A 12845-nucleotide genomic window follows, 5' to 3' on the forward strand; every position below is an offset into this window, starting at 1 on the left:
GGCAAGATGGATAAACAAACAATACTAGCCAGTCTAACACCGGAAGTGGTTGATAAATTCCGCATGGCGATTGAGTTAGGTAAGTGGCCTGATGGTCGCAAAATTACCGCTGAGCAGCGAGAAACTTGTATGCAAGCGGTGATGGTATGGGAGCACGAGCACCTACCTCCTAACGAGCGTATCGGTTATATCCACAAACCAGTAAAAGAGGACGGCGCTACCGTGGGCGCTGAGTGTGATGTCGAGCATGAGCATCATTATCCTAATATGCCGAACCCGAAAGGGGCGGTACAACCTGTGAAGTTTCGTAATAAGTAACGATAACCCGATGAGTCCCTAATAAAAAAGCCACGCTCATGAGCGTGGCTTTTTTATTAATAGTTACATACTAAGTAATACTTAGATCGCAGTTGTATCAACACTAGGACGAATGGTTAGCGGATTTTTTTGCATTAAAAATCCTTGCCAGCCCCAATGCAAAAAGTTGCGAATATTAGCATGGTCAGTACCGTTAGGCGTTGCTTGCACTTTGGCATAATGTTCGCCGAATAGTTTTAGCGTGTCCAGTTGATTCAAACCGTGATGCTTAGCGAATCCAAAAATCTTTGCACTACCTTCATTTTCGCCCGCTGCATTATGGACCATACCGTTGACAAACGGGGCAGGCGAATAGCGATAAAAATCATCGATAAAGCTGATAACATCATTGAATCCAATGGCTTTTTTATTCAAACCATTAAGTAGAGCCGATACATCTGATTGGCGGATACTCATAAATAAATGACCTCAGAGCAGTTTAAAAAATAAAAAATATAATGCTTATGTATGCTCATTAGTCGTTGAGCATTAAGTATTATAAATTAGCGATTGAAGTAGTCTTCGTCATCGAACGACGGCGAAAAATTGCCTTGCTCAAGATGTTGCATTTGCGACTGTACAGAGCGCTCATGCTGGATACGTTGATAAATCTCTTCGCGATGTACGGCAATATCTTTAGGTGCATTCACACCGATACGTACTTGATTGCCCTTGACGCCCAATACCGTCACACTGACTTCATCGCCGATCATTAGCGTTTCGCCCACACGGCGTGTCAAAATTAACATGCGTCACACTCCTTATGTCGCATCAACAGATTATTACTCATCAGATTACTTCTCAATTGCAGAACATCACCGCAGCACTCAGTAAGTAATATATCAATAATTACCATACTCGACATTGTGCAAACCACGGCAATGATAGGTAGATTCATTTAGCCCAAATGAAAGCCCATTATAGGTGGCATAACAGATACTGTCACGGTTTTTCACAAAACTATTGGGTAAATGCTCATTTCAACTATGCTAAAAAATAAAATAGGATCTAAAAAGATCCTATTTTATTTAAGTACTGTTTTTATTTGGAGGCTATTTGTTTAAACGAAATGCTATTTATTTACATACGATGCAAAGTTGTCAATAGCGGTTAATAGATAACCATCAATGCTAAAGCTGTATTTTAACAGTTTTTTGGCCTTATAGCCCAGCGATTTTGCTCTCGCCGTCTTCACGGTCAAGACCAAAGGCAGTGTGCAGTGATTTGACCGCTTTTTCTAAGTGTTGGTCTTGAATCAAAACAGACACTTTGATCTCGCTGGTCGATATCATTTGGATATTGATATTGTTCTCAGCCAATGTTTGGAACATGAGGCTGGCAACTCCTGCGTGTGAGCGCATACCAACACCAACTAGTGAGACTTTGACCACTTCGCTGTTGCCTGATATTTCTTTGGCACCAATCTCGTCTTTGACTTCTTCATTAAGCACTTTTAGCGTCTTGTCCAAGTCAGTACGATTGACCGTGAATGTAAAGTCAGTGGTACCATTATCCGAGAGGTTTTGGACAATCATATCGATTTCGATATTGGCACGACCAATTGGGCTTAAGATAGCAGAGGCGATACCAGGATGATCGGGTACACCGCGCACTAAGATTTTTGCTTCGTCTCGGTTGAATGCGATACCTGAGATGATTGCCTGTTCCATATTGTCTCCTTCGTCTATCGTAATTAGGGTGCCCACGTTGTTTTGAAACTCTTGGTCAAAGCTACCGTCAGTGTTTTCATCAAAGCTAGATAGGACGCGCAGTGGTACGCCGTATTTGCCAGCGAATTCTACTGAGCGAATCTGTAGGATTTTGGAGCCAAGACTTGCCATCTCAAGCATTTCTTCAAAGGTGATTTTTTCAAGCTTTTTGGCTTTTGAGGTTACGCGAGGGTCAGTGGTATAAACGCCATCGACATCAGTATAAATTTGACATTCATCAGCACCCAAAGCCGCTGCAATCGCAACGCCTGTCGTATCAGAACCGCCGCGACCCAATGTGGTTGCATTGCCTTCTTCATCAATACCTTGAAAGCCTGCCACAATGACGATATTGCCGGCATCTAGCTGCTCGCGTATGTTTTTATCATCGATGCTTTCGATACGGGCTTTATTATGGGCGTTATCGGTTTTGATCGCGACTTGACGACCAGTCATTGAACGCGCACCAATACCAAGCTCTTTTATCGCCATCGCGAGTAGCGAGATAGAAACCTGCTCACCGGTTGAGACCATCTGGTCGTATTCACGTGGGTCAGGGTTGTTACTGATTTGGCGTGCTAGATCAATCAAACGGTTGGTTTCGCCGCTCATGGCTGAGACCACGACCACGACTTGATGACCATTGTCATGCCAGCGTTTGACGCGTTTGGCGACGTTTTTGATGCGGTCGATACTGCCCATCGAGGTGCCGCCGTATTTCTGTACTATTAACGCCATAAAAATCTACCTATTATTCATTAATGACCTTTTATTCTCATGGATCAGTCTCAATGCGACACGTGTCCATGCGTGTATAGATAAAGCCAGATTGTAAGAGTTATGCCCTATATGTGTCATTCGTTTATTGGTACTGCATCAACTGTCATGAATGAGCAATATTGTCAAACGTTGACCTTTATACCATATCTACTGCATAACTTTAAGTATCAGTACCGCTTAGATGTATGGCGATTGGTTATAGTTGCTATAACCAATCACGTATCTTATACCCAGTAAACCAAAGTAAGGCGCTGAGTTACTGGGCTTTTTATGATTAGCTAAGCTGGGTTTCAATCCAAGCAGGTAGGGCATTGATGACCGCAGTACTGTTATCAGACTTTGGTGCGCCGCCCTGTGCGTAGTCAGGTTTACCGCCACCTTTACCACCAAGCTCACTGGCTAAATGACGAATGATATCACCCGCTTTGATTTTAGCAGTAACAGATTTTGCGACACTCGCGGCTAGTGCTAATTGGTCATCTTTATCACCAATCAATACAATCACACTATCAGGCAGTTTTGATTTGATATCATCCATCAGCGTACGGATGGATTTACCATCGATACCGCTTAAGGTGCTGATAAGCACAGGCGTATCTGCAATAGTCTGCACATTATCGAGTAAGTTGGCAGCTTGAGCGCTGGCGATTTTTTGCTCTAAGCGCTCTAGTTGTTTTTCAAGCTCACGTTGCTTATCTGCCATGGTACGCACACGCTGGGCGACCTCAGGACGTTTGACCTTTAGCTGGCTTGCCAACTCGCTTAGTTGCTGCTCGCTTTGCTGAATGTTTTTGACCGCGTTCATGCCCGTGACGGCTTCAATACGGCGAATCCCCGCAGCGATACCTGACTCGCTGGTGATTTTTAGCATACCGATATCGCCAGTACGCTGTACATGTAAACCGCCGCAAAGCTCGATAGAGAAAGGCTTGCGCTGACCATCGACGATACGATCTGTACCCATGGTTAGTACGCGAACGTCAGTGCCGTACTTTTCGCCAAATAATGCCATCGCGCCTTGATTCATGGCTTCATCGATCGACATGTGTTCAATACGAGCAGGAGTGTTGGCTTGGATTTGCTCATTGACGAGACGCTCTACTCGCATGATTTCAGCAGCACTGACAGGCTTATCATAAGCAAAGTCAAAACGTAAGACGTCGCTTGAGACTAATGAGCCTTTCTGCGTGACGGTATCACCCAAGACTTCTCTTAGCGCTGCATGTAATAGGTGAGTGGCAGAGTGGTTTTTGGCACTGGCTGCACGAATGCTTGAAAGCACGTGGGCATCCGCCGTTTGCTTGGGTTTGATATCACCCATGGTCACCACACCATAATGAATGATGGCTTGACCAGATTTTTTGGTATCTTGTACTTCAAAGACACCTGATTCGGTACGGATTTCACCAAGCTCACCCACTTGACCACCGCCTTCAGCATAGAAAGGCGTACGATCCAATACCACCACGCCTTCTGCGCCTTCCGTTAAGCTATCTGCTGGGTTGCCATCTTGATAAAGCGCGTCGATGGTCACGCCTTCTTCTTCAAGTTGCTCATAACCAACAAAGACGGTTGGCGTCTCGACTTGGATGACGCTGCTGTAATCGACATCGAACTTACCTGCATCACGAGCACGTTCGCGCTGTGCTTGCATGTGCTCATCGAACTCCGCTTCATCAATAGCAATGCCGCGCTCACGCGTGATATCTGCGGTCAAATCGATTGGGAAGCCATAGGTGTCGTAGAGTTTAAAGGCCGCTTCGCCAGATAGCGTATCGCCATCTTTTAGACCTTCAAGCTCGCTGGCAAGCAAACGCAGACCTTGTGCCAATGTTTTGGCAAACTGCGCTTCTTCTTTTTGAATCGCATTTTCGATCACGTTTTGTTTTTCTACTAGCTCTGGATAAGCACTGCCCATTTCAGCCACGAGCGGCTCAACCATTTTATAGAAAAACTCACTATCAGCGCCAAGCTTGTTGCCATGACGTACCGCACGGCGAATGATACGGCGCAATACATAGCCACGACCTTCGTTGCTCGGTGTGACGCCATCAGCAATCAAAAAGGCCACAGCACGGATATGGTCAGCGATGACTTTTAGTGAAGACTGCTGTTCATTGTCAATCTCTAAGATCTCAGCTGCCGCATCCATCAAATGGGTAAACAGATCGATCTCATAGTTACCATGGACGCCTTGCATGATAGCACTAATACGCTCAAGCCCCATGCCAGTATCGACACTTGGCGCAGGTAGCGGCAATAACGTGCCGTCTTTTTGGCGATTGAACTGCATAAAGACGCAGTTCCAAATCTCGATGTAGCGATCGCCATCTTCTTCTGGCGTACCGGGCAAGCCGCCTTCGATCTCAGCGCCATGGTCATAAAACACTTCGGTGCAAGGGCCACAAGGACCGGTGTCGCCCATGGTCCAAAAATTGTCTGAGGCGTACGGTGCCCCTTTGTTATCACCGATACGAATGATGCGCTCACTTGGCAGACCAATGGTTTTGTGCCAAATATCAAAGGCTTCGTCATCAGTCTCATAAATGGTGACATACAGACGATCTTTATCAATCGCGAGCCACTGATCTGAGGTCAAAAACTCCCAGATATACTCGATACCTGCTTGCTTGAAGTAATCGCCAAACGAGAAGTTACCAAGCATCTCAAAAAACGTATGATGGCGGGCAGTGTAGCCAACATTGTCCAAGTCATTGTGCTTACCACCAGCGCGGACACATTTCTGCGAGGTCACAGCACGTGTATAGTCACGTGGCTCCATGCCCAAAAAGGTTTCTTTAAACTGATTCATACCGGCATTGGTGAATAACAATGTTGGATCATTATGCGGAATCAAGCTAGACGATGAAACTTGGGTGTGCTGCTTGCTTATAAAAAAATCGATAAAGGCTTGGCGAATATCGGCTGAGCGAAATGGCTGGCTCACAGCGGCTCCTTACTGACGGATAGAATTGAGTAAATGACATAAAATAATTTTGCAAGCGATTTTAGCACAAACGCCTAAGCTCTTGGTACAAGAGTTACAACTGCTCGTTATAGTCCATTCATGATTTGCCGCTCATATAGGGTGCATCATGGTGAATTGGTCAAAATTACCGCATCAGTCTCATCAAGCTTGTCTTTGATTAATGGATCAGACTCAATGACCTGCACTGGCAAGTAGCGCAATTGCAATTTAATAGGCAAGTATTTGGGGAAGTTTTTTGCCATATCTTTGGTAATCACATCCTCGATCTGCTGTACATCTTGTGAATTTGGACTGGTCTCACCGCGTACCACGGCACGAATGACTTGGAACCCATTGTTTTTTTCAAATTGTATGTTGGTCAGTACGTTACCTTGATCGATAAAATGTTCATTAATTGCTTCTTTGACATTGTTTTCAAAGGTCTGCTGCTTGGCATTGCTATTGAGGTTTAGAGTAAGATAAATGCCCAAGCCGACCAGTAACAATAGGGTGACGGCATTTCGACGGAAAAATATCAAATAGGTGCCCGATTCATAATCATCATCGACCAAGCGCCTGAAGCCTAAAAACCACAGTACCATGGCATTAGTAAACTGAATGGCAATGATGTTGGTCAGGGCCAATAAGGCAGCACCTAGCCCCATCTGTATCTCGCCATTGGCAAATAAAATGCCACTGGCCGCGAGTGGGGGCACCAAGGCGGTGGCCACAGCAACCCCAACAACGGCGACGGACAGGTGCGGAGACACCATCGCATATGCACCAGCCGTACCGCCAGCCAGTGCAATCATCAAGTCCATAGACGTGGGCTGGGTACGAGACAAAATCTCATTGGTCAGCGGTTGACCTTGATGCAATAGACCCACCACAAAGCCGACCAATATCACCAAAAATACCCCCGCTAACACGGTGAGCAACGACTTACGCAACAGTGGCATACGGTAGTCAATAATCGCTAAGGCGACACCTGTAATCGGACCGAGCATCATGGCGACCAACATCGCGCCAATAACCACTGCGGCTGAATTGGTCACCAAGCCATAACTGGCAATAATGGCTGATAGCGTGTTCATTACAAAGTACATTTTACTTGGTAGGGCGTTGGCCTCGATCGTGACACGGACTTCAGGATAGTCTATCTTTTGATCGCTAAACTGCTCGGCCACGAATTGCTTGTAGGATTCTAGCTTGGCCTCTCTTTCATCTTTGATCTTTTCTTCTGACTGTTGCTCGTCGTCATCACTCTCCACATTTTCACCACTAGTGTTTGTCGTTGCAGACTCTGTGGTTAGATGATCATCGACGTCAGCAACGGCAGGATCATTTTCATGGATACTATGATCGATCGAAATGGGTTCGACAGGTTGGCTAACATGAGTGTTGGGCGCTTCGGAAGTGTCTGGATCTTCTTGTGTTTGATGAAAAGCCTCAGACGCTGTCTTTGATGCGTGAGCGGCTGTGTCTGCGTTTGGGCTGGATAATTCAGATTGATCTGAGTCATCATCAGGCGCGTCTAGCGTGGCAATGACGACATCAGGCTCTGGTGAGGTCATGACGATTTTTGTTTCAGAGAGCGACTCCTCTTCACTGTTTTCGGTTGCATACTCCTGTTCAGTGGTCTGTTCGGGTTCATGGGCATCATCGATCTTTCTCTCAGATGTCTCTTTTGTCATATCAGATGAAATCTGAGAAGCGGTGTCTGGTTTTTTTTGTTGTGACGTATTATCAGAAGCGGTCATAGCAATTGGGCTTTATTAGTCAGTTGAAATAAAACCATTATTGTAATGAAAAATCAGCGACAAGCTGTCTTTTTTTTGTGCAAAAGCAAAGTGCTAGACATGACATTGGGCAAAATAGAAAGAGGTATCGTAGTAAGGGTATGATCGAGGGGCTGAATGTAAAGTGGAATCGGAGTAAAAATTTATAAGAAATGAGTATTAATGAAGATAGCGAAATATGAGTGAGAAATACCCTTATGTTAACATGGGTTTTAGAATAAGTCAGCCAAAATGTATGAGGCTGGCGTCTATATTAAATACTTACCTTTAGTAGGGATATGGCGTATAAAGTAACTATACCCACACATAAAGTAAGGATTAAGTCATGAACTGGCCATTATTTGCTGTCATTTACATCATAGCAGGCACTGTCACCACAGGGATTGTCATCATCGGTACGCTCATTATGGGTTTCGATGAGATCGCACATATGCAAATAGCGGTCGCAGTGGGTGCAGCGGCATCTATTCCCATCACCATGTTCTTTGCCAAAAAAATCGGCAGCATCACTGGTAACGAAGATGGTCATAAAGTATAACGGATGATCAGATTTTGGCTTGATGCTCAGATGATGTTGGTTCTAATAGTAAAAACGCTAAAGCGTCGCCAAACGTAAAAAAGACCTCAATAGTGAGGTCTTTTTTGGTAGTAAGTGCTGACTTGGTAATAAATGCTGATAGCGATCTAGGTTAGAGCATTATTTAAGCTCAACGGTTGCGCCATTTTCGATATTGGCATAAACCTCAAGCACATCCCAGTTGGTCAAGCGGATACAGCCATGTGAGGCTTGGCGACTGATACCTTCAGGTTTTGGTGAGCCATGTAGGCCATATGACGGTTTAGATAAGCCCATCCATACCACACCGACTGGATTGTTTGGTCCTGGTGGCAACATATGGACTTTTTTCTGAGCGCCTTCACCGACTGTGGCTTTATACCATGGCATTTTGACTTTATTGACAATCTTATAAGTACCATGTGGTGACGGCGTGTCATTACTACCAACGGTCGTTGGGTAAGTCGCTACCAGTTGGTTACCATCATAAGCATATAACGTTTTATCAGCTTTGTTAGCGACCACGCGGTTGATTCGCTTGTTTAACGCACCACGGGTATTCAGTACAGTGATGGTCTCACCAGCTTTGTATTCTTTGTTCTTATTGAGTTTATCCAAATAGCGTACGTCCATATGAAAGCGTTCACCAAGCATCTCTTTGATATCTTGATAATACAGCCCTTTCATTTTTGACTTGGCTTCTGCACTAGCAGGCGTGGTGGCAAAGTTGGTATTAATATCATCATCAGTCAACGTATAAGTTACGAGCACAGGTTTGGTCGCAGGAATGTTCTTAACCAAGGCATCCCACGTTTTTTGATCCATTCTACCTGTGGTTGGCAAGCCTTTCATCGCTTGGAAGTTAGTAAGGGCTTTTTTGCTGTTCATACCCCAGCCACCGTCGATAGGACCAGGAGAGGCATGATTCCAATCGAGCAACGCTTGCATTTTGATCGTCATGGCTGAGTTGACTTTCATGTTAGGCGACCAAACAGCATTGTTTACTTGTTGTGCGTAATTTGACAAGTTTAATGTGGTATATCTCTTACCATCTTTGTCTTCGATATTTTTGATGGTTGGATCATTACTGAAGTCTTGACGCTTTTCACTCTCCGGTAACTCAAAGGCGAGTGGATCAGATGAGTCGATAGAGGAGACATCGCTGGGTGCAGCGACCGCTTGGCCTTCGCTGATATCATCAGTGCTATCAGATTGCTCATCTTTGAGGGTCAACTCAGCAGCGCTCATGTTGTCAGCAGCAGGTGCTGGCGTGCTATTTTGATCGTCTTGCTTAGTGTTGATCAGCTGGTTCATGCTATCAACGGGTTTTGCGTTCTCTGTATTTAACTGTACAGTAGCAGCACCATCTGAGCGACTACGATTTTCTTGCACATTAAGGCTCACTTTTTGAGCAAGGCCTGGCATGGCGTTTGCCGTTCGTACTGGCAATGTGCGAGTATTATCGGCAGTGACGGCAAGTGCGCCAACGCTGGCACTCATGGCAGCGATAGATATAGCAGTAATAATAGGCTTTATTTTCATCATATTGAATCACTTGTGGTTGCTACTAATGCGGCTATTATGCGCATAATTTGGTTGCTTCGCAAACTTTTGGTCTATCTTTTTGCATTTAGAGTGGGTTAAACGTCAACTGCTGACGTATTCGCTACAGTTGAGTAATATTTTAGCCAAAATGTGTACGGCGACAGGCAGGCTGCTTACGCAAACTCCTCATTATTTTCACTATTTTTTGTTTTAGTAAAAATGACAGTGATTGGCGCTATTTGGCGTTTACGTCTATAATGTATGATTAATTTTTTTATTAATAGATCGATTGTTAGCAACAAGCCATTTAACCTGCTAATAGTTAATCCATAAGGTGCGATATGTCAGAAGACCAAACAATGAGTGCAGAAGAGTTTCAAAACCAATACTTCAGTGATGATGAGTCTAAGGGCTTAGAAGGTGAGATGGAGTATGATCTAGAAACTGGACTTCTTGGTGAGGATGGCGAACTTGCTAACTTACATGCCGAGTTAGAAGAAGCACGCGAGCAGCTAGTGAGTATTCGCGACTTTATTCGTTTTTCCGTCACACAATTGCGTAACTATGATGTGGTTGTCGCGCAAGGCACGACCGATGAGTTTGCAGAAGCCTCAGCCATTGTGTTGCATTCGTTGTCTTTAGATTGGTCAGCCAATGAGCAGATTTTAGACTGTCGTTTGACCACGTCAGAGAAGCAGGCAGTGCTAGGACTATTAGAAGAGCGCATCGCTGAACGTAAGCCGCTGAGCTATCTGATTAACTTGTCGTATTTCTGTGATTTGCCTTTTTATGTGGATGAGCGCGTGCTTATCCCGCGCTCGCCAATCGCAGAGTTGATTCGTCAGCAGTTCCATCCTTATTTTGAAGTTACTGAACTCGCCAAACCACTGGGTGTTAGCCCGAATGAAAAGTCAGCAGTATTTTATGATCATGGCTTGGATGTGAAGCAGTTGTCGCAGCCTGAGCGTATCTTAGACTTGTGTACTGGCTCTGGTTGTATCGCAATCGCGCTTGCTACCCGTTTCGTTGATGCGTTGGTTGATGCTATCGATATCGATAAAGGCGCGCTGGACGTGGCAATGGTCAATGTCGATCATCATGACCTTGGCCATCAAGTGAACGTAATCGAGTCTGATTTGTTTGCCAAGATACCTGCTGAGAACCAGTATGAGCTTATCGTCACCAATCCACCGTATGTCGATGCGGCTATCATGGCAGATTTGCCACCTGAGTTTTTATATGAGCCTGAGCATGCATTAGCCGCGGGTCAAGACGGCTTGGATTTGGTACATCGTATTTTATTTGAAGCGCCAGATTACCTTAGCCCAGATGGTTTGCTGGTCTGCGAAGTGGGCGACAGCGAATGGGCATTAAAGCAAGCCTATCCTGAGATTCAGTTTGATTGGTTGAAGTTTGCACATGGCGGACATGGGGTTTTTGCGATTACTTATGATGAATTGGTAGCCAATCGTCAACTGTTTGCCGCTTATGTGCAACTATTAGATAGCATGCAATAGTTGAGTGTGGGTCACAAAATCGAGCATATAAAAACTGATCAGCGATAATCATAAAAGGTTGGTCGAACAACCATCAGTCGCGTTTACTTGTTTAAGGACAATTATGGCAGGCAATAGTATTGGGCAGGTTTTTACGGTCACCACTTGCGGTGAGTCACATGGCGCAGGACTGATGGCCATCGTTGATGGCGTACCACCAGGTTTAGCATTATCTGCAGACGATTTACAAGTAGATCTGGATCGTCGCAAACCGGGTACGTCTAAGTATTCAACCCAGCGCCGTGAGTCTGATGAAGTTGAGATTATCTCTGGCGTATTTGAAGGCAAAACCACAGGGACATCCATCGGTCTATTGATTCGCAATACCAATCAAAAATCAAAAGACTATAGCGATATCAGAGATACCTTCCGTCCTGGACATGCCGATTATACTTACAGTATGAAATACGGCTTTCGTGATTATCGTGGCGGTGGTCGCTCGTCAGCGCGTGAGACGGCTATGCGAGTGGCTGCTGGTGCTATCGCTAAGAAGTACTTACAAGAACAGCTGGGCGTACAAATTCGTGGTCATGTGACCCAAATCGGCAATGAGCATAGTAACGTTCTAGATCCGAGTCAAATTGACTGGGAATTTGTCAATAGCAATCCGTTCTTCTGCGCAGACAAAGAAGCGATTGGCCGTTTTGAGACCTTGATTGACAACTTGCGCCGCGAAGGCACCAGTTGCGGTGCACGCCTTGATATCATTGCGAGCGGTGTACCCGTAGGTCTGGGCGAGCCAGTATTTGATCGTTTAGATGCCGATATCGCTCATGCGATGATGAGTATCAATGCGGTCAAAGGGGTTGAGATTGGCGATGGTATGGCAGTGGCAGGTCAATTTGGACATAGCGCTCGTGATGAGCTGACCCCAGATGGGTTTGCAGCCAATCATGCGGGCGGTGTCTTAGGCGGTATCTCATCAGGGCAAGATATCCGTGTCAGTATCGCGCTTAAGCCAACGTCTAGTATTACCACCGCTGGTAAAAGTATCAATACCCAAGGTGAAGCAGTCGATATGCTCACCAAAGGCCGTCATGATCCTTGCGTCGGTGTGCGTGCCACGCCTATTGCCGAAGCGATGCTAGCGATTGTAGTGCTCGATCACTATCTGCGTCACCGTGGTCAGAACGCGGATGTGAAGCCGCCAGTACAATCGATTACTTAGTATTTTTGCTCTAAAGCAATCAGCCCTTTGTTGTTTCCAGTAGTTTGATACTAGAAATGATAAAGGGCTTTTTTATGTCCCAATAAAATACAGGGGTTACCTAAAAACAATCAACGTGCTGAGCGAGCAAGATATCAGGCTGCCAATCGATATTCATCAATAGCTATACATTGCTGATGCCGAAAGACCAGTAATAATTGCTGACTAGGAATCGCTAGCCAATGTCCAAACTCAATACTACCGACACCTTGGCTGGATAGTATCTGCGCGCAGTGATGACGACTGAGGCCGATTAGGTGCTTGATCATAGGATCATCAGTTAATTGACGTGACATAAATGTTCTCCTTCTAATCTGCTTTACAAATTTGATGGTTCAATAGATCTTAGTGCTATCGTAAAATAAAGA

Annotated in this window: 10 protein-coding genes and 1 pseudogene; 4 read left to right on the plus strand and 7 right to left on the minus strand. The window is 45.2% G+C overall.

The features are described 5' to 3' along the window. The first annotated feature begins 6 nt into the window (after positions 1-6). A complete protein-coding gene (locus CUR83_RS05070; protein WP_284719237.1) occupies positions 7-318 on the plus strand; it encodes a YeaC family protein in 312 nt (103 codons plus the stop codon). An 81-nt stretch (positions 319-399) separates the two neighbouring features. Here CUR83_RS05070 and CUR83_RS05075 read toward each other — a convergent pair whose 3' ends face one another. The 5 genes and pseudogenes from CUR83_RS05075 to CUR83_RS05095 form a co-directional block, all read right to left on the minus strand. Next, positions 400-774 carry a HopJ type III effector protein gene (locus tag CUR83_RS05075; protein ID WP_071003534.1) on the minus strand — a complete coding sequence of 125 codons (375 nt, stop codon included), beginning with the start codon at positions 772-774 and terminating at the stop codon, positions 400-402. Between the two features lie 164 nt (positions 775-938). Further along, positions 939-1106, minus strand: a pseudogene (gene csrA / locus CUR83_RS05080) (carbon storage regulator CsrA); the annotation flags it as partial. A gap of 411 nt (positions 1107-1517) precedes the next feature. Beyond that, positions 1518-2804, minus strand: a complete 1287-nt coding sequence (locus CUR83_RS05085) for an aspartate kinase (protein ID WP_058024167.1) — start codon at positions 2802-2804, stop codon at positions 1518-1520. Positions 2805-3120: 316 nt separating this feature from the next. Beyond that, entirely contained in the window at positions 3121-5793 is a 2673-nt protein-coding gene (gene alaS / locus CUR83_RS05090; RefSeq protein WP_284719238.1) for an alanine--tRNA ligase, read from the minus strand. Between the two features lie 146 nt (positions 5794-5939). Beyond that, positions 5940-7574 carry a DUF389 domain-containing protein gene (locus tag CUR83_RS05095; RefSeq protein WP_284719239.1) on the minus strand — a complete coding sequence of 545 codons (1635 nt, stop codon included), beginning with the start codon at positions 7572-7574 and terminating at the stop codon, positions 5940-5942. 364 nt (positions 7575-7938) lie between these two features. Between CUR83_RS05095 and CUR83_RS05100 the strand changes: the two genes are divergently transcribed. Continuing rightward, entirely contained in the window at positions 7939-8151 is a 213-nt protein-coding gene (locus CUR83_RS05100) for a hypothetical protein (protein ID WP_058024164.1), read from the plus strand. A gap of 159 nt (positions 8152-8310) precedes the next feature. Here CUR83_RS05100 and CUR83_RS05105 read toward each other — a convergent pair whose 3' ends face one another. Further along, the gene (locus CUR83_RS05105; protein ID WP_284719240.1) at positions 8311-9714 is read right to left on the minus strand and encodes a L,D-transpeptidase family protein; all 1404 of its coding nucleotides are present in this window, start codon (positions 9712-9714) and stop codon (positions 8311-8313) included. Between the two features lie 341 nt (positions 9715-10055). Between CUR83_RS05105 and prmB the strand changes: the two genes are divergently transcribed. Both prmB and aroC read left to right on the plus strand, forming a co-directional pair. Further along, complete coding sequence (gene prmB, locus CUR83_RS05110) at positions 10056-11231, plus strand: 50S ribosomal protein L3 N(5)-glutamine methyltransferase (RefSeq protein ID WP_071003538.1); 1176 nt, start codon at positions 10056-10058, stop codon at positions 11229-11231. A gap of 103 nt (positions 11232-11334) precedes the next feature. Then, complete coding sequence (gene aroC, locus CUR83_RS05115; RefSeq protein WP_071003539.1) at positions 11335-12438, plus strand: chorismate synthase; 1104 nt, start codon at positions 11335-11337, stop codon at positions 12436-12438. A 134-nt stretch (positions 12439-12572) separates the two neighbouring features. Here the strand turns inward: aroC and CUR83_RS05120 are convergent, their stop codons facing one another. Then, the gene (locus tag CUR83_RS05120; protein ID WP_071003540.1) at positions 12573-12773 is read right to left on the minus strand and encodes a hypothetical protein; all 201 of its coding nucleotides are present in this window, start codon (positions 12771-12773) and stop codon (positions 12573-12575) included. Positions 12774-12845 lie beyond the last annotated feature (72 nt).

It is taken from the genome of Psychrobacter pocilloporae (genome assembly GCF_029872915.1).
In the GTDB taxonomy this organism is placed as follows: domain Bacteria; phylum Pseudomonadota; class Gammaproteobacteria; order Pseudomonadales; family Moraxellaceae; genus Psychrobacter; species Psychrobacter pacificensis.